17 protein-coding genes are annotated in these 16,978 nt (G+C 54.4%); 15 read left to right on the top strand and 2 right to left on the bottom strand.

Annotated features, from left to right (window positions below; translation table 11 throughout):
* Positions 1-61 precede the first annotated feature (61 nt).
* Positions 62-676: a uridine kinase gene (udk, locus tag J2I48_RS17300; protein WP_207336734.1), complete on the bottom strand. Its 615-nt coding sequence runs from the start codon at positions 674-676 to the stop codon at positions 62-64.
* Between the two features lie 150 nt (positions 677-826).
* Between udk and J2I48_RS17295 the strand changes: the two genes are divergently transcribed.
* The gene (locus J2I48_RS17295; protein WP_207336733.1) at positions 827-3,034 is read left to right on the top strand and encodes an alpha-amylase family glycosyl hydrolase; all 2,208 of its coding nucleotides are present in this window, start codon (positions 827-829) and stop codon (positions 3,032-3,034) included.
* A gap of 80 nt (positions 3,035-3,114) precedes the next feature.
* On the opposite strand, the gene J2I48_RS17290 is transcribed toward J2I48_RS17295, so the two are convergent.
* Positions 3,115-3,396 (bottom strand): hypothetical protein, encoded by a 282-nt coding sequence (locus J2I48_RS17290; protein ID WP_207336732.1) that lies wholly within the window; start codon positions 3,394-3,396, stop codon positions 3,115-3,117.
* Positions 3,397-3,674: 278 nt separating this feature from the next.
* Between J2I48_RS17290 and ilvD the strand changes: the two genes are divergently transcribed.
* The 14 genes from ilvD (at position 3,675) to leuC (ending at position 16,977) form a co-directional block, all read left to right on the top strand.
* Positions 3,675-5,375, top strand: a complete 1,701-nt coding sequence (gene ilvD, locus J2I48_RS17285) for a dihydroxy-acid dehydratase (RefSeq protein ID WP_207336731.1) — start codon at positions 3,675-3,677, stop codon at positions 5,373-5,375.
* Positions 5,376-5,410: 35 nt separating this feature from the next.
* Positions 5,411-5,662 carry a hypothetical protein gene (locus tag J2I48_RS17280; protein ID WP_207336730.1) on the top strand — a complete coding sequence of 84 codons (252 nt, stop codon included), beginning with the start codon at positions 5,411-5,413 and terminating at the stop codon, positions 5,660-5,662.
* Entirely contained in the window at positions 5,644-6,033 is a 390-nt protein-coding gene (locus J2I48_RS17275) for a type II toxin-antitoxin system VapC family toxin (protein ID WP_207336729.1), read from the top strand. Before J2I48_RS17280 ends, J2I48_RS17275 begins: the two co-directional genes overlap by 19 nt.
* 6 nt (positions 6,034-6,039) lie before the next feature.
* Complete coding sequence (locus J2I48_RS17270) at positions 6,040-6,618, top strand: O-methyltransferase (protein WP_207336728.1); 579 nt, start codon at positions 6,040-6,042, stop codon at positions 6,616-6,618.
* 97 nt (positions 6,619-6,715) lie between these two features.
* Complete coding sequence (locus J2I48_RS17265) at positions 6,716-7,132, top strand: ester cyclase (protein WP_207336727.1); 417 nt, start codon at positions 6,716-6,718, stop codon at positions 7,130-7,132.
* Positions 7,133-7,181: 49 nt separating this feature from the next.
* Complete coding sequence (gene ilvB, locus J2I48_RS17260) at positions 7,182-8,921, top strand: biosynthetic-type acetolactate synthase large subunit (RefSeq protein ID WP_207336726.1); 1,740 nt, start codon at positions 7,182-7,184, stop codon at positions 8,919-8,921.
* A complete protein-coding gene (gene ilvN, locus J2I48_RS17255) occupies positions 8,918-9,451 on the top strand; it encodes an acetolactate synthase small subunit (protein WP_207336725.1) in 534 nt (177 codons plus the stop codon). Before ilvB ends, ilvN begins: the two co-directional genes overlap by 4 nt.
* A gap of 11 nt (positions 9,452-9,462) precedes the next feature.
* Positions 9,463-10,641, top strand: a complete 1,179-nt coding sequence (locus J2I48_RS17250; protein ID WP_207336724.1) for a hypothetical protein — start codon at positions 9,463-9,465, stop codon at positions 10,639-10,641.
* Positions 10,642-10,690: 49 nt separating this feature from the next.
* Positions 10,691-11,734, top strand: coding sequence for a ketol-acid reductoisomerase (gene ilvC, locus J2I48_RS17245; protein WP_207336723.1), 1,044 nt, complete (start codon positions 10,691-10,693; stop codon positions 11,732-11,734).
* Between the two features lie 107 nt (positions 11,735-11,841).
* Positions 11,842-13,038, top strand: a complete 1,197-nt coding sequence (locus tag J2I48_RS17240; RefSeq protein WP_207336722.1) for a hypothetical protein — start codon at positions 11,842-11,844, stop codon at positions 13,036-13,038.
* A gap of 23 nt (positions 13,039-13,061) precedes the next feature.
* Positions 13,062-13,949: a helix-turn-helix transcriptional regulator gene (locus J2I48_RS17235; RefSeq protein ID WP_207336721.1), complete on the top strand. Its 888-nt coding sequence runs from the start codon at positions 13,062-13,064 to the stop codon at positions 13,947-13,949.
* Between the two features lie 45 nt (positions 13,950-13,994).
* Entirely contained in the window at positions 13,995-14,531 is a 537-nt protein-coding gene (locus J2I48_RS17230; protein WP_207336720.1) for a hypothetical protein, read from the top strand.
* Entirely contained in the window at positions 14,528-14,689 is a 162-nt protein-coding gene (locus J2I48_RS17225) for a hypothetical protein (RefSeq protein WP_207336719.1), read from the top strand. The genes J2I48_RS17230 and J2I48_RS17225 overlap by 4 nt, the downstream gene beginning before the upstream one ends.
* An 887-nt stretch (positions 14,690-15,576) precedes the next feature.
* A complete protein-coding gene (gene leuC / locus J2I48_RS17220) occupies positions 15,577-16,977 on the top strand; it encodes a 3-isopropylmalate dehydratase large subunit (protein ID WP_207336718.1) in 1,401 nt (466 codons plus the stop codon).
* The last annotated feature ends 1 nt before the right edge of the window (position 16,978 follow it).

The raw sequence follows: 16,978 nt of genomic DNA, 5'->3' as shown, positions 1-16,978 counted from the left end.
ATCGGCTAACCAAGTGATTAGCTGATCCCTATTCAAATTTTATACCAGTCGCAAAAGTTCGTCAGACAATCTTCGATCTCAGGAAGGCGATGACCACGTCGAGGCCTTTTTGGTAATGAATATTGTTGGGAATGACAATGTCGGCTTCGGCGCGGTAGGGCTTGATAAACTGCTTGTAGGTGGGTTTAACGTGGTTTTTCCATCGATACATCACATCGTCGAGGTCGTAGCCGCGCTCTTCGGCGTCGCGCTTCACGCGGCGTTCCAGCTTGATGCTGTTTTTGGCGTCGATAAAGATTTTCAGGTCCATCTGGTCGGCCAGTTCGCGGAAGTGGAAGACGAAGATGCCCTCGACCACAATAATGGGCGCGGGGTTGAAGGTCAGCATAGTGGGCAACGCGTCGGGGTTGTTGAACACGTATTCCTTCTGCACAACCGGCTCGCCCCGCCGCAACTGGCCAATGTGCTGGGCGTAGAGATGGTGGTCGATGGTTTCGGGCATATCGAAATTATGGACACCCTGGTCATCAACGGCAATTTTGTCGAGGTCGAGGTAATAGTTATCCTGCGAAATAAGGCAGATGTGCTCTTCGTGGAACGCATTGAGCAGCCCTTTCAGAAATGATGTTTTCCCCGACGCGCTGCCGCCGGTAATACCCACAATGTATGGCTTCATGGACTTGGTGACGAAATGAATAGTGGCCGGTTTATTTGTTAAGTCAGGCCAAAAACCGGGCAAAGGTACGGCACGAATAGGCGGGTAAATGAGGAAATTTGGCAGTTAGTACCATTCATACCTTAAACGACCCTTCTTTCTCAACCTGCTATGGTGCTTTTACTCCGGTCTGCGATTTACCTGCTCTTACTCCTGCCCCTGCTGTCTTTTGGCCCCGCCACGCCCCTTTTCGAGGATATCTACCGGCAGGAAACCGACACCCAACTCATTTTGGGCAACCAGCGCCTCCGCCTCACCATTGATCGCCAAACCGGGCGGTGGCTGAGTCTGCTGGCCGACGGGGGCGATTTCCGGGGCGAACTGCTCACTACCCCACCAGCCTCCGCAACCACCAACACCGGCTCACCCACGGCCGATTTCAGCGTCGGTAATGCCTACATGGCAGCTACGTTTGGCACCACCTACCTGCGCCACGCCTACGCCGTTGACCCCAACCGACGGGGGGCTACCCTGAGCGTAACGGTGGGCACCGGCCCACTCGATAAAACCACGGGCAAACACGCCTACGAACTCACCACTACTTACCGCCTGCTGCCCGGCGTGGCGCAACTGGAGCGGCAGGTACAGGTATTGCGGAATGCTACCGATGCCCCCACGGCTGCGCAACGGCAACATTTCGACGGCTTTCGGTTCGAGGTGCCGGGCGTTCACGTGGGCGACACGCAGGATTGCCGGTTCACCGTGCCGGGACCATTCTGGGCTGGTTCGCTGGTGCGGCCCGCTACGCCGTATGATTCGCTGGCACGGACAAGAAAGAGTTTCCACAACGCTCCAGACCTGGGTTTTGGCTTCCTGATGCTGACCAACCTGGCCAACCGGCACACCCTGGCGAGCTACGTGGAAACGGGCGGCGAAGTGACTTACACCTCGTCATTGGAAGGCAACGGCCAAACCGTGACCATGCGCCACGACAACAAACGGGCATACTACCTCGCGCCGGGGCAAATGGTAAGCTCAGACATCCACCACCTCGATCTGACCGATTCGCCCGCGCTGGCTATGGCACAGTACCAGCAACTGACCACGCGCACCCTGCCGCTTGACCCTAAAACGCCTGCCTGGGTGCGGGAACAGGTTATTCTGGAGGTGTACCCGAAATACTACAAAGGTGGTTTGGCCGAACTGGCTGCGCGGTTGCCGTTCTATAAATCGGTGGGGTTTACCATGATCTACCTCATGCCGCACTGGGACGGCGGCTACAGCCCGCTCGATCTATATAAGGTTGATGCAAAATTTGGTAAGCCCGAAGACCTGAAAGCCCTGGTGAAAACGGCGCACGGGCTGGGTATGAAAGTCATTTTCGACATGGTGATCCACGGCTTCAACGTCGAATCGAAGGTGCCCCGCGAACGGCCCGATTTGTTTGTGCGAAAAGAAGACGGGCGGCTGGGCATGCACCCCACCTGGGGCAGCATCACCCCCGACTGGGCCAACCCCGCCTATCAGCAATACATGATCGATCTGGTGCTGCATGATCAGCGCGAATATGGCAACGACGGCTACCGGGTCGATGCGGCGGCGTATAAGGGGGCGGGCTGGAACCCCAACGTGCCCTACCCCGCCTACCGCGACGGCTCGGCAGCCCCCGATTTGCTGAAAAAGATGCTGGCGGCTCTGCGCCGACAGCACCCCGATGCGGTACTGCTGAGCGAAATTTTCGGGCCGGTGTTTCTGAACGTCTGCAACTTCGGGCACGACAACCAAACCGAGGCCGTTGCCCTCCTGCAACGCCGCATGGCCGTGGGCACCTACACCGCCGACGATTACAAGCAGCACCTGCTGGGCGTATATAACCTGCTGCCCGCCGGAGCCAACCGCGTGTTTTTTGCCCGCAACCACGACACCTCCTGGTTCGACAAGTTTAACGGGTACGACGGGCGATTCATGGCCATCGAAGCCGTCCACGCCCTATTTGGCATCCCCGAAGTCTTTGCCGGTGATCCCGACAATCCCTTCACCCCCGACGACGAGCAGGGCAAAACATACAACCTGTACAAAAGCCTGTTCGCCTTCCGCAGGCAATTGCCGGAGTTCATCGGCGGAGCGGTGCAGCTGGAAGCCGTCACCAGCACTAACCCGCATATTTTCAGCGGTATACGCATACTGGCAGGCAAGTCGTCATTAGTCCTCGCCAACTTTAGCGACCAACCCCAGACCGCCACCATCACCCTGCCCACCGCCACCACCGCCCGCTCCCTTACCGATGTCTACACAGGCTTCGCCATGATGATCAAACCCACCGCCAACACGCTGACAATCACGCTGAAGCCTTTTCAGGTGCTGGGGGGAAGAATTTAATGAACAATGAATAATGTACAATGAACTGACGCGTTGGCTTCGCGCTCAACGGGTTCTGAGCGCGAAGCCAACGCGTCAGTTCATTGTTCATTATTCATTCTCTTCAGTTCTCTCCACGTCCACAGCGCCAGGCCGATTTCTAGGATGGCGAAGCCGAGGAGTGGGAGTTTGGCTAGGCCCAGGACAACGAAGGCGATTAAGGTCCCGCAGAAGAATAAACGGCCGCGCACGGTGGCAGCTACCACGGGCCGGGTGCCGTGGCGGGCCATGGCGTAGTAGTAGAAGCTCAGCGTAAGCACCAGTGCGCCCAATACCCGAATCCAGAGTTCGTTGGTAGACGCGAAGCCAAACAAGGTTAGCAAGGTGTTAGGAATGAACGTTAGCTGTAAGCCGGCTATGATAACATAAGCCATTTGGCCATAAAGAGATGTGTACGTTTTCTTCATGTAAGCAGTGTTGGTTAGGTGGTTGGTAGGTAATAAGCTAAACCATTGGCCAAACTATCAGATATTCAGCGTATTACCTAAGTAATTGACTATTGACCGGCTAGATTAATTCTGCCTAAAATTTTTCGTAAGCCAAAAACAATCCTTTTCTTTACAGCGTGATTACGCAGCCAGCGAAATTTCGCTAAAAGACAATGATTGCAGAAACCGCCACCGACAACCTAAACCGCTTTAGCCAGACGCTCACCCAGCAGATGGACAACCCCGCCGCCAAAGCCATGCTCTATGGCGTGGGCTTAACGAGCGAAGACATGCAAAAGCCCCAGATTGGCATTGCCAGCACGGGTTACGAAGGCAACACCTGCAACATGCACCTTAACGGGTTGTCTGTCTACGTAAAGCAGGGTATTGTGGCCAACGGCCTGGTTGGACTAATCTTCAACACCATCGGCGTATCCGACGGCATGACCAATGGTAATGCTGGTATGCAGTATTCGCTCCCCAGCCGCGACCTCATTGCCGATAGTATCGAGTCGGTAGTGACGGCGCAGTGGTACGACGGCGTGGTGACGGTGGTGGGTTGCGACAAAAACATGCCCGGTGCCGTGATGGCCATGGCCCGCATAAACCGGCCCGGCATTATGGTCTACGGCGGCACCATCCGGTCGGGGCATTATAAAGGACAAAAGCTCGACATCGTGTCGGCGTTTGAAGCGCTGGGCAAGAAATACGCCAACAAGATATCGGACGAAGATTATGAGGGCGTGATCCGCAACTCGATTCCCGGCGCGGGGGCCTGCGGGGGCATGTATACGGCCAACACCATGGCGGCCAGCATTGAGGCCATGGGCCTGAGCTTACCCTTCAGCAGCAACTACCCCGCCACCCACGAGGGCAAGCAGGACGAGTGCAAAAAGATTGGTGCCGCCATGCGCCTACTGCTCGAACGGAACATCACGCCCGCCGACATTATCACCCCAAAGTCCCTGGAAAACGCCCTGACGGTGGTGATGGCCCTTGGCGGGTCTACCAACGCGGTGTTACATTTTCTGGCTATTGCCCGTTCGGCTGGCCTGCCATTATCTATCGACGATATCCAGGCGATCAGCGACCGCGTGCCGCTATTGGCCGACCTGAAGCCCAGCGGCAAGTATTATATGGAAGACATGCTCGCCATTGGCGGGGTGCCGGCCGTGATGAAGTACCTTTGGGAAAACGGTATGATCCACGGCGATTGCATGACGGTGACGGGCAAAACCGTGGCCGAAAACCTGGCCGATGCACCCGACCTTGATTTCGAGGAACAAACTATCGTACACCCGCTGAGCAACCCGATCAAAGCCACCGGCCATATTCAGATTCTGCGGGGCAACTTGGCCCCCACGGGGTCGGTAGCCAAGATTACGGGCAAAGAAGGCCTGCGTTTCGAGGGTGTGGCAAAGGTCTGCGAACACGAAAGCGAGGTAGTGGAGGCTCTCTCGAAAGGCGAGATTCTACCCGGTCAGGTGATCGTGATCAGAAACAGCGGCCCCAAAGGCGGACCCGGCATGAGCGAGATGCTGAAACCAACCTCGGCCATTATGGGCGCGGGCCTGGGCGACAAAGTAGCGCTCATCACCGACGGTCGTTTTTCGGGCGGCACCCACGGCTTTGTGGTGGGCCACGTCACGCCCGAAGCCTTCGAGGGTGGCCCCATTGCCCTGGTAAAAGACGGCGACCGCATTACCATCGACGCCGTTGGCCGCGAACTAACCCTGCACATCTCCGACGACGAAATGACCGCCCGCCGCGCCAGGTGGACCCAACCCGCCCCGCCGTTCACCAAAGGCATATTGGGCAAATACATCCGCAACGTGAAAAGCGCCAGCGAAGGTTGTGTGACGGATGAGGCCTAGATTACGTTACCGATAAAACGCTAATCGACAAGCATATGAACGTCATCGAACAACATGTAGAACTGACCGACGACACCCTGACCGTGCCAATCCCAGCAGACTGGAGAGGAAAGGGGGCCACACTTAAACTGATATTGGACGAAGAGGTAGAACCTGTACCTGTTCTAAAGCCCAAAATTGATTTGACGCAGTTTGGCGGAAAGTTCGCCTACTTATCCAGCGAAGCAACAGATAGGATGCTTGGTGATTTAGACAACATGCGGAACGAATGGGAGAGAGATATCTGATTGACACCTCCGCCTATAGCTATTATATCACTAAAAGGCTGGTAGAAGGACCGTACATTTTCTTTGAACAAGTCATTCGTGAAGAAAGCATTCTGTCTGTTATCACAAGAATGGAATTGCTTAGCTGGATACCAGGCAACAAGGCAATTGAAGAAACTGTCCAGAACATCGTAGACAGTTCTATAGTGTTGCCACTATCCGAACCCATCATTCAGCAGACCATCAAACTACGCCGTCATTACAAAGGCCTGAAACTACCCGATGCAATCATCGCCGCCACGGCTATGGTCAATAAACTTACGCTATTGTCAACCAATGATGTTGATTTTCAACGAATTAGTACGTTGAAATATCAAAGCCTCTCTAACTAAATCGGCATGTTCACCGACGCAATCCACACACTACCAAGAGGGTTTGCAGCCATTGAAACGGCCAGCAAAGCCATTCGCTTTTCCATGCCTTCCGATTTGCAGACGGGGGCGTTGCTGAAGGCGTTGGTGGGGTCGAAGCCGGGGGCGCGGGTGTTGGAATTGGGCACTGGAACGGGCCTCGCCACAGCCTGGCTCCTGGCCGGGATGGATGCTAACGCCACGCTGTTGTCCATTGATAACGACGCGAAATACCAGGCCGTGGCCGACAACATCCTGGGCGACGACACCCGCCTGCAACTGCACTGCACCGACGCGGGCAACTGGCTCGAAAATGCTCAGGATCAACAGTTTGATCTAATTTTTGCGGATGCCTGGCCCGGCAAATACGCCAACCTAGATGCCACGCTGGGCACCCTGAAAACGGGCGGTTTGTACGTCATTGACGATATGTTGCCCCAGCCCAACTGGCCCGACGGCCACGGCGACAACGTAGACCGGCTGGTTGCCGACCTCGAAAGCCGCGACGACCTGCATGTAGCTCGGTTAGCCTGGTCGACGGGAATTTTGCTAGCCACGAAAAAGTGACATGGCTCACATCACACACATGCTTACAAAGACATCCATAGCGCTAATAGCTAATATTCTAATAAGCCCACTCGTTCTGGCCCAATCCACAATGATCATGTCGCCTGCCGCCAATAAAGCCCGTGTTCTCGAGTTCGTAAATGTTGTATTGAACCAGAAACAGCTCAACAAAATCAACGCCTACATTAGTGCTGACTTTGTCAATCACTCCCGCAACGCAATTCCAGGCCGGGATGGTGTGAGCAAGTACTTCTCCATGCTGAACGCCGCCTTTCCAAATCGGATGGTAAAGGTTATACAAGTGCTTGCAGATGGTGACCTGGTGACTATTTATACGGAATGGAAGGGTAGTCATGAGGGCAACTTTCTAGGTCACGTCCCTACGAATCAGGAAGTTACAGTTTACGCATCCGATCTGTATCGGTTAGTTGACGGCAATATTGTTGAGCACTGGGACGTGGTGAACAATACCGATATGATGATAACAATCGGCGCACTTCGCCGAACAAACTGACAAGTTGATTAGCACATCGTACCTATCAATAGCCAACGCACCAACGCCTATGCAAGCGATTAGCGTAATGCCCGAACTGGAACCTGCCGAGATGCCCCGGCTGCTGTCGGGGTCGCAGGCCCTGATGGAATGCCTCGTGGCCGAGGGGGTCGACACTATTTTTGGGTATCCCGGCGGAGCCATCATGCCCGTCTATGACGCCCTTTACGACTTCCAGGAGCAGATTAACCACATTTTGGTACGCCACGAGCAGGGCGCAGGTCATGCCGCACAGGGCTACGCCCGTATGCAGGGTCGGGCAGGAGTTTGCCTGGTCACGTCTGGTCCCGGTGCCACTAACCTCGTCACGGCCATCGCCGACGCGCAGATTGACTCTACGCCGCTGGTGTGCATTGTGGGGCAGGTGGGCAAAAAGCTGCTGGGCACCGACGCCTTCCAGGAGGCCGACGTAATGGGCGTGACCATGCCGATTACCAAGTGGAACTACCAGATTACCACTGCCGACGAAGTGCCGGAGGTCATGGCCAAAGCGTTCTACATTGCCCAGGCAGGTCGCCCCGGTCCGGTGCTGATCGACATGACCAAATCGGCGCAATTAGAGTTGATGACGCAGCCGTTTGTATACGAGAAGTGCCGAACTATCATCAGCTATCGCCCCCGCCTGCTGCCCAAAATGGAGCAACTACAGGCTGCTGCTAAGCTGATTAATGGGGCCAAGCGACCTTATATCTTCGCAGGGCACGGGGTGCAGATCAGCAAAGCCGAAGCCGAGTTACTCGCTTTTGCCGAAAAAACGGGCATTCCCGTGGCCACTACGCTGCTAGGGCAATCAACCATTCCGACAAACCACCCCAACTACGTTGGCTGGCTGGGTATGCACGGCAACTACGGCCCCAACGTACTCACCGATCAGGCCGACGTGATTATTGCCATCGGGATGCGCTTCGATGACCGCGTTACGGGCGATGCCAGCAAGTACATCCGGCAGGCCAAAGTGGTGCATATCGAGATCGACCCGTCGGAGATTGACAAGATCATTAAGGCCCACGCCCCCGTTGTTGGCGATGCGAAAGAAGTGCTCAAAGCATTATTGCCGCTGGTGCATGATAATGACCACACGATCTGGCGCAATGAGTTTAGGAAATACGATGTCATTGAAAACGAGACCATTACGACACCTGAACTGAGCGGCGACACCGAGAAAATCAAGATGGCCGAGGTCATTGACCTGCTCTCTCGGAAGACCAACGGCGAGGCTGTGCTGGTGACGGATGTAGGGCAGCACCAGATGATGGCCTCGCGATATTATCAGTTTCGGCGGAAAAATAGCCTCGTTACGTCGGGCGGGATGGGTACCATGGGCTTTGCCCTGCCCGCCGCCTTTGGTGCGCAGGTTGGTGCGCCCGACCGGCAGGTGGTGGCCATCATCGGCGATGGCTGTTTCCAGATGACGTTGCAGGAACTGGGTACCATCGTGCAGAATAAGCAGCCCGTAAAGGCCATCATCCTGAACAACAATTTCCTGGGCATGGTGCGGCAGTGGCAGCAGCTTTTCCACAGCCGTCGATACTCGTTTGTCGAATTGCAAAACCCCAATTTCGTGATGATTGCCAGGGGTTTCGGCATGGAAGGCCACACCTGCGAGGCCCGCGAAGCCCTCTCCGACTCCCTCGACAAAATGCTGGCCCACGACGGCCCCTATCTGCTGGAAGTGATCGTAGAAAAAGAAGAGAACGTATTCCCCATGGTGCCAGCCGGTGCATCAGTAGCCCAGATCAGACTGAAATGACGACGTATACTATTTGCGTTTTTACCTCGAATTCGATTGGTCTGCTGAACCGGATTACGATCATTTTCACGCGCAGACGAATCAATATTGAGAGCCTGACGGTCTCAGAAACAGAGCGGAATGGCGTGTCGCGGTTTACGATTGTGATCAAGCACGAGTCACGCGATGAAGTGGAGAAATTAGTGCGGCAGATTCGGAAAATCGTGGAGGTGCTGGCCGTTTTTGGCTACCTCAACGACGAAATTGTTTATAACGAAATCGCGCTGTTCAAGATCTCGACGCCGTTGGGCAGCAAACCGCTGGATGTAGAAACGATCAATAAAGAGCACAAAGCCTGGGTAGTGTATTGGGGGCTGGATTATGTGGTGATCGAGAAGACGGGCAACGAAACCGATATCTTTGCCTTTTTCGACTACCTGCGGCAGTACGAGATCCTGGAGTTTGTGCGCTCAGGTCGGGTGGCCGTGGGTAAAACCGAGAAAGGACTGGTCGAGTACCTCCCCGAAGCCGACTGGGCCTATACCCTCTGATTGTCAAGCCAATGCCTACCCCAACTTCCGCCGTTTCACCCCCATCATCTTCGTCGTTTACCACGCTGCTAACCCGTTTTCATAGGCTGGTTGATGGCTGGCTACAGGGTGACAACTGGCTGTGGAAAGTGGTAGTGCTGGGCCTGATAACGCCGCTTATTTTCTTCCCCACCCACCCCGGCCTCTGGAATCTCCCCACAGAATATTGGGCCGCTTTCCAGACCAAATTCTACTTCTGGGATACTATTGAAGATCAGCTCATTCATCCCCTACAGCCCATCATCTGTTACGACGAAAAGCCCGGCTGCCACGAAGAGAAAATGGTATTCCGGCTGTTTCTGCCCGCCCTGCTGGCCGTTGTCCGCGGCCGCATAGGCGTGTACGCTGTGCAACTGCTCTGCTGGCCCGTGTTCCTGTACCTCCTCGCCCGCGAAGCCGAGCAACTGACCCACAGCCGGTCGGTAGCTCTGTACCTGACCCTCTCGGTTATGGGCCTCTACATTGGCGGTGCTTTCCCCTTCGATTTCATCATTTGCGGCGATGCCTTCGCGTACTTTTTTCTGCTGCTGGCAGCCGTGAGTCGCAATCGCTTTGTGTTGACTATCAGCCTATTCCTGGCCTATTGGGTTGATGAACGGTCGCTGATTAACTCGGCTTATGTGCTGATTTACCGATGTCTGGTAGTTGCCAAAGACCAGCCCGTTTTTGGCCGACAAAACTGGCTTACCGGTGGGGCAGTGCTGGGTAGCTGGATAGCTTATCTGGGCCTGCGGTTTGGGCTGGGCTACCTCTATCATGCGGAAACGCCCACCAACAGCGCTGGCTTCGATTTCCTGACCACGCTTCCCCTGCACAGCAACCTGCTGAAGCTGGGGCGCTCGTATGAGTTGCTCTGGGCGCTGGTGCTGGTGGGGCTGTGGGGACTGTGGCAGCAGCGCCAAACGCTCCTGCTAATCAGCACATTAGCGGCATTGACGGTGTCGATGGTCGTGTCGGTGATGGTGGCCGATACCAGCCGGAGCATGGGCTACGGACTGGTTTTGTTCCTGATTGTGCTGCCCCCGGCGCTGGCGCAACTGCGGCTGTCGCGGCTGCAACACCTATTGCTCATTGTAGCCTTGTTCTGCGTGTTTTTTCCTACGCGATACCTGCTGCTGTATCGCCCCGAAATTATGTACTTGTTCGAATAACAACCTATTGTATCTCCCATCTTACCAATTTCAATAACCAAGTAATAAAATGGCACAAATCAACTTTGGCGGGACCGTCGAAAACGTCGTCACCCGCGAAGAGTTTCCTCTCGAAAAAGCCTTGGATACGCTCAAAGACGAAACCATTGCCGTCATCGGCTATGGTGTGCAAGGCCCCGGTCAGTCGCTGAACATGCGCGAAAACGGCTTCAACGTCATTGTGGGGCAGCGCAAGGGCAAAACCTACGACAAAGCCGTGGCCGACGGCTGGGTGCCCGGCGAAACCCTGTTCGAGATTGAAGAGGCACTGGAAAAGGGCACCATCATCTGCTTCCTGCTGTCAGACGCCGCCCAGATTGAGCTGTGGCCCACGGTGAAAGCCGCCCTGAAGCCTGGCAAATCGCTGTACTTCTCGCATGGCTTTGGCGTAACCTACAAAGAGAAAACCGGCATTGTACCCCCACCTGACGTCGATGTGTTTTTGGTGGCTCCGAAGGGTTCGGGCACGTCGCTGCGGCGGTTGTTTGTGGAAGGCAAAGGGCTGAATTCCAGCTTCGCCGTGTACCAAGATGCCAGCGGTAACGCCCGCAACAAGTGCATTGCCATGGGCATCGGCGTGGGGTCAGGGTATTTGTTCGAGACCGATTTCTACAAAGAAGTTACCTCTGACCTCACCGGCGAACGCGGCACCCTGATGGGCGCTATTCAGGGCATTTTCGCGGCGCAGTATGAAGTACTCCGCGCCAACGGACACAGCCCATCGGAGGCGTTCAACGAAACGGTGGAAGAACTGACCCAGTCGCTGATGCCGCTCGTGGCCGAAAACGGCATGGACTGGATGTATGCCAACTGCTCGACAACCGCCCAACGCGGCGCCCTCGACTGGTGGAAACCCTTCCGCGACGCCACCAAGCCCGTTTTCGAGCAGCTGTACAACTCGGTGAAAACCCAGGAGCAGGCCGAAATTAGCATTACCCGCAACTCGCAACCTGACTACCGCGAAAAACTGGAAGTAGAACTGGCTGAACTCCGTGAATCGGAGATGTGGCAGGCCGGTGCCGCCGTGCGCAACCTGCGCCCAGAGCGGAGCTAGACAAATCGGCCCGTTTTGGGCTTATACGTTCGCATAGAAACACGAGATTAGTAACCAACCTGGTGGATAGTCTCGTGTTTTTTGTACATGCTACATTTGTACCACCCATGCCCACCCACCCACCACCCCTCTCGCCCCGTTCACTTACGTCGCTGCTCGCTAACCTTGACCAGGCGCTGGAGCGGTGGCTATCGGGGAAACACTGGCAATGGCGCATTATCTGGAGCTGCCTGCTGATTTCGATAGTGCATATGGTGGTGACCAACCCCAGTTGTCTGTGGTTTTACCAGGGCTTTTTGGGCACAATCCAGAACGGAGAGGAATTCGACGCCTACAATACCGTGAAGGCGCAGGCAGCCACGTTCTATACCGACCTGGGGCTGTCGCACTTCACGGGTGCGGGCTACGAGTCGCGGAGTCATAACGCTAAAATGCAATTTCGGCTGTTGCAACCCGCCCTGGCTGCCACGTTCGGCATCTCGAAGATAAGCCTTACGTTCTGGCTACTACAACTGGCACTAAGCACCGTTTTTATGCTAATAACCAGCAAGTTAGCTTTCCGACTTACCGCCGACCGGGTTAACTCGTCGCTGGTGGCGCTGGCCATTTCGTTGCTGTATCCGTTGCGGTCGGCCTGGCTGGACATGACGGCCTACGGTGATTTTTTCGCGTACCTGTTTCTGATCATCGCTATCTACACGCGCCATCCGCTGGTGGTGGTGCTGGCCCTGCAAGCCGCCTTCTGGACCGACGAACGGGCTATTCCGGGCGCGGGGTTTGTGTTGCTCTGGCACATCTTCACTACCCGCACAGACAAAACGCGCTACCGCCTCACAGGCACACAAGCAGCCGTGGTGGGCAGTGGCCTGCTATACCTGCTGCTGCGCTACTGGATCAGTCGCCACTTTGCGCTGCCACCCACCGGGGGCGATTTCCTGGCCGAATTCATCTCTATCTATTACGAAAACGCCAAGATCATCGGCTTCAAAGTCTGGAGCGGTTTTCAAGGTGCCTGGCTGCTGGTGGGACTATCGGCGGTGCTGCTCATCTACAACCGCCGCTACCTCGACGCCGTCATGCTGCTAGGCTTGCTGACCATCACGATCAACCTCAGCTTCATTGTCGGCGACGTGAACCGGGCCATTTCCTACAGCTACATTGCCTTGTTCTGCGCTCTGCTGCCCCTTACGCAACTCACCACCAAAACCGAACTGCGGCGGGCGTTGCTCGTCATCGTTTGCAGCCTGCTCATCAGCCCACTCCCCAACCGATTGCGCATTTTGAACGGCATTCCGTTAATGTAGAAAAGGTGGTTAATTGATTGTCAATGCTACGCGTTCCATCCTCTATCCGGGCTAATCAATTCGAGATGCTGAGCATCCGCCGAGCCGATGAGGCGCGGGCTGACGCTTCGGAAATGACGTTTGTGGCCTACCGGAGCGATGTGTACCCCGCCCGGAATGAGATCTTTTTCGAGGAGCATGCTGTGGTGGTGGTGCTGGAAGGCGAGAAGAAATTCAGCTCACCTACCCAGGAGCTACACGTACGCAAAGGTCAGATTCTGTTTTTCCAGCGGGGCTGCTATTCCATGAACGAAACGGTCGACGCTAACTACCGGAGTCTGGTGTTTTTTATGAATGAAAAGATGCTGAAAGAGTTTGTCGGTCAGCACCTTAGCCTCTTCCGCCCCCACCCCACCCCGCCCCCCGCCGACTTGATCTTGGCGATGACGGCCTCGCCAACGTTTGTGACCTTCACCCGGTCACTGCTGACCTATTTCGGGGGGAAATCGCCGTATCTGAATGAGTTGTTGCGGCTCAAATTCCAGGAACTACTGCTCCATCTGCTCGAACTCGACGCCGCCGCCAACCCCGCCGGACAGCTACAGACCATCCTGCTCCAAATCTACCAGGGCCAGAAAGCAGACCTCGACTACCTCATGAGTGCATACCTGCTCAAGCCCCTCTCCATGAGCGAGTTAGCACGCCTGTCGGGCCGGAGTTTATCAGCGTTTAAGCGCGATTTCGAGGCCCATTTTCACGTACCACCCGGCCAATGGATTCGCCACAAACGTCTCGAACATGCCCAGTTCCTCCTGCGCAACACGCCCAAAAACGTCTCGGAAGTGAGTATGGAGATCGGCTACGAAAGCGTCTCACACTTCATCAAAGCCTACAAACAGCAATTTGGGGCCACGCCCAAGCAGGCGGTGTGAAGCAGTTGTGGCAATTATAATCTGTTTTTTCGTAACTTCGACTACATGGCAAAACGGTTTCCAAAAGCACAAGACTTCCTGATTGACAAGCTGACAAACAGCATTGAAAATGCCATCACTGGAGATAGTTTCCCGACGGAGATAACACTCGTTTCGCTTGCTGATCTGAAAAAAGTGACAAAGAAGAACGGATGGCTTTTTAATTGGAAACACGAGCATAAACAGCCTCAGCGAGCTGTTTATAAGTTGACAATTCAAGGTAATCCGACTATCGTTCAGGGGTTAATTTGCCTTGAAATCAAATTTGATCACGTATATATGCACCTTGTCGAAAACGCACCATTTAACAAAGGTCAAACAAAAATTTACGCGGGTGTGGCGGGTAATTTGGTTGCCTTTGCTTGTAAACAAGCGTTTGAGAATGGTTTTGAAGGCAATGTCTCTTTCATTTCTAAGACTCAACTAGTTGACCATTATGAAAAGACACTGGGTGCATTTCATTTCGGTGGTCGGGTGATGATAATCGAGACCAGAGCCGCTCTAAAACTGATTAACCGTTATTTTAAAACTGACAGCTTATGAAAAAGCCATTAATCGAACCTGATTTTATTGGTGGTCAGGGACCGTTGACCAAAGAGGAAGAACAAGCCCTATCGCGCTATTTCGCATCAAAAAAACAACGACTAATTCGCAAAGCATCTACAGGAAGAATAGTCAGCCCAAAACGGCACCCTGCATAAGCTATGGGCCTGCTCAAAGAACCCATTGACGTTGACTTCGTAGTTGACCCAAGGCCACTGACGGAAAGAGAAAAATTGTTACTCAGTGAATTCATTGCTGCGAATAAAGCCAAACGTAGTGCAATGATCAAAGCAGCACGTAAGACGAGGCGAAATCAGCAAAGAATTTAGGGCATAAAAAAAGAGGTCCCCAAAAGGATCCTCTAAAATCTATCCGTAAAAGCTCAACTCGTTAAAAACAGTTCTGGGTTCCCGTTGACTCATCAACTGTGTATTTGCTCTCAATACCCACCACGATGTCATCGAAATCACCCTTTATAAATAAGGTACTTTCTCGTGGACTGGTGTCAGTGCAACACACAGAGCAATCATATTCACCACTACCATCTGTACACCGACCATACACTACCTCAACCGTGCGATTAGTTGTTTTCTCTTTTCCTGCATAAGTTACATCACCGCAGGTAGGGCACTCTATTTTAATCATTGACCTATCAATTTTAAAATTATAATGCACTCTGTACTAGATATCGTCTAACTGTATCGCTTTCCTATACACAAAAGTAGCCAGAACTATACTTATTCATACCATGTGATCAAGATAAATTTGTACAAGTGCAGCGCCAAACTCGTTACCCTTGCTGAAGGTTAACTGCTTACTGCTTTTAGCAATACTATACCCTTGCTAAAACCGCTACATCAAGCACTGCTGAATAAAATTCCTTCAGGTACTACAGTGTTAAGTTTAGCCTGAACGGTAATGCAGTTCCACGGCCATCATTACCCCGTGAACTAAAATCGCTATTTACTGGACGAATGGCGGGATGTGTGGGTGAGGGCGAAGAGACAACTTTGTACTATCGTACTCAATTTCCTCCTCGTCAACTATGCCTACCCCCACTACACTTTTTGACAAAGTCTGGGACGCGCACGTGATCCGGCACATCGATGATGGGCCGGACGTGTTCTTTATCGACCGGCACTTCATCCACGAAGTAACCTCGCCAGTGGCGTTTCTGGGTCTGGAAGGCCGTAATGCCCCCGTGCTGTTCTCGGAACGCACCTTCGCCACTGCCGACCATAACACGCCCACGCTTAATCAGCACCTGCCCGTAGCCGACCCGCTGTCGGCGAATCAGCTGGATGCGCTGGCACGGAATAGTGCCAGATACAACATCTCGCACTGGGGCCTGGGGCACCAGAAAAATGGCATTGTGCACGTGGTGGGGCCAGAAAACGGCATTACCCTGCCCGGCATGACCATCGTCTGCGGCGACTCGCACACCTCTACCCACGGGGCGTTTGGGGCCATTGCGTTTGGTATAGGCACGTCGGAGGTAGAGATGGTGCTGGCTACGCAGTGCATTATGCAGCCCAAGCCAAAGAAAATGCGGATTTCGGTCAACGGCACGCTGGGCAAGGGTGTGGTGCCTAAAGACGTGGCCCTGTACATCATTTCGCAGATTTCGGCTAGCGGCGCCACGGGCTATTTCGTTGAATATGCCGGCGACGTGTTCCGCACCATGAGCATGGAAGGCCGCATGACGGTCTGCAACATGAGCATCGAAATGGGCGCGCGCGGCGGCATGGTGGCCCCCGACCAAACCACGCTGGCTTACCTGAAAGGCCGCGATTTGGCTCCGCAGGGTGACGCCTGGGACAAGCTGGTGCCCTATTGGGAAAGCCTCAAAACAGACGATGGAGCTGCGTTCGACGTGGACATGACATTTCACGCAGCGGACATTGAACCCCAGATTACTTACGGCACCAACCCTGGCATGGGCACGGGCGTGACGAGGCAAATTCCGCTATCGGCCAATCAGGCCGACGGTGATGCCAGCTACCAGAAGTCGCTGACGTACATGGGTTTCGCCGAAAACGAGTCTATGCTGGGTAAGCCCATCGACTTTGTGTTTTTGGGGAGTTGCACCAATGGCCGCATCGAAGATTTCCGGGCGTTTGCGTCCATCGTGAAGGGCCGTCAAAAGGCCGTCAACGTGACGGCCTGGCTCGTGCCGGGGTCGCATATTGTGGAAGCGCAGATTAAGGCAGAGGGTATTCTCGACGTGCTGACCGAGGCCGGTTTCGCGCTTCGTCAGCCCGGTTGTTCGGCTTGTCTGGCTATGAACGAAGACAAAATTCCGGCGGGCAAATATGCCGTATCGACCTCCAATCGCAATTTTGAGGGTCGGCAAGGCCCCGGTGCTCGCACCCTCCTAGCCAGCCCCCTCGTTGCCGCCGCCGCCGCCGTCACAGGCGTAGTAACAGACCCAAGAGAACTAATTTAGT

Source organism: Fibrella aquatilis, assembly GCF_017353255.1.
GTDB lineage: Bacteria > Bacteroidota > Bacteroidia > Cytophagales > Spirosomataceae > Fibrella > Fibrella aquatilis.
The sequence above is the reverse complement of the archived record's forward strand: the minus strand, read 5'-3'. Positions and strand labels throughout refer to the sequence as shown.

Excerpts from the sequence above, each read along its gene's own strand:
- udk (WP_207336734.1), bottom strand. The coding sequence starts at position 676 with ATGAAGCCATACATTGTGGGTATTACCGGCGGCAGCGCGTCGGGGAAA.
- J2I48_RS17295 (WP_207336733.1), top strand. The coding sequence starts at position 827 with ATGGTGCTTTTACTCCGGTCTGCGATTTACCTGCTCTTACTCCTGCCC.
- ilvD (WP_207336731.1), top strand. The coding sequence starts at position 3,675 with ATGATTGCAGAAACCGCCACCGACAACCTAAACCGCTTTAGCCAGACG.
- J2I48_RS17280 (WP_207336730.1), top strand. The coding sequence starts at position 5,411 with ATGAACGTCATCGAACAACATGTAGAACTGACCGACGACACCCTGACC.
- J2I48_RS17275 (WP_207336729.1), top strand. The coding sequence starts at position 5,644 with ATGGGAGAGAGATATCTGATTGACACCTCCGCCTATAGCTATTATATC.
- J2I48_RS17270 (WP_207336728.1), top strand. The coding sequence starts at position 6,040 with ATGTTCACCGACGCAATCCACACACTACCAAGAGGGTTTGCAGCCATT.
- J2I48_RS17265 (WP_207336727.1), top strand. The coding sequence starts at position 6,716 with ATGTCGCCTGCCGCCAATAAAGCCCGTGTTCTCGAGTTCGTAAATGTT.
- ilvB (WP_207336726.1), top strand. The coding sequence starts at position 7,182 with ATGCAAGCGATTAGCGTAATGCCCGAACTGGAACCTGCCGAGATGCCC.
- ilvN (WP_207336725.1), top strand. The coding sequence starts at position 8,918 with ATGACGACGTATACTATTTGCGTTTTTACCTCGAATTCGATTGGTCTG.
- J2I48_RS17250 (WP_207336724.1), top strand. The coding sequence starts at position 9,463 with ATGCCTACCCCAACTTCCGCCGTTTCACCCCCATCATCTTCGTCGTTT.
- ilvC (WP_207336723.1), top strand. The coding sequence starts at position 10,691 with ATGGCACAAATCAACTTTGGCGGGACCGTCGAAAACGTCGTCACCCGC.
- J2I48_RS17240 (WP_207336722.1), top strand. The coding sequence starts at position 11,842 with ATGCCCACCCACCCACCACCCCTCTCGCCCCGTTCACTTACGTCGCTG.
- J2I48_RS17235 (WP_207336721.1), top strand. The coding sequence starts at position 13,062 with ATGCTACGCGTTCCATCCTCTATCCGGGCTAATCAATTCGAGATGCTG.
- J2I48_RS17230 (WP_207336720.1), top strand. The coding sequence starts at position 13,995 with ATGGCAAAACGGTTTCCAAAAGCACAAGACTTCCTGATTGACAAGCTG.
- J2I48_RS17225 (WP_207336719.1), top strand. The coding sequence starts at position 14,528 with ATGAAAAAGCCATTAATCGAACCTGATTTTATTGGTGGTCAGGGACCG.
- leuC (WP_207336718.1), top strand. The coding sequence starts at position 15,577 with ATGCCTACCCCCACTACACTTTTTGACAAAGTCTGGGACGCGCACGTG.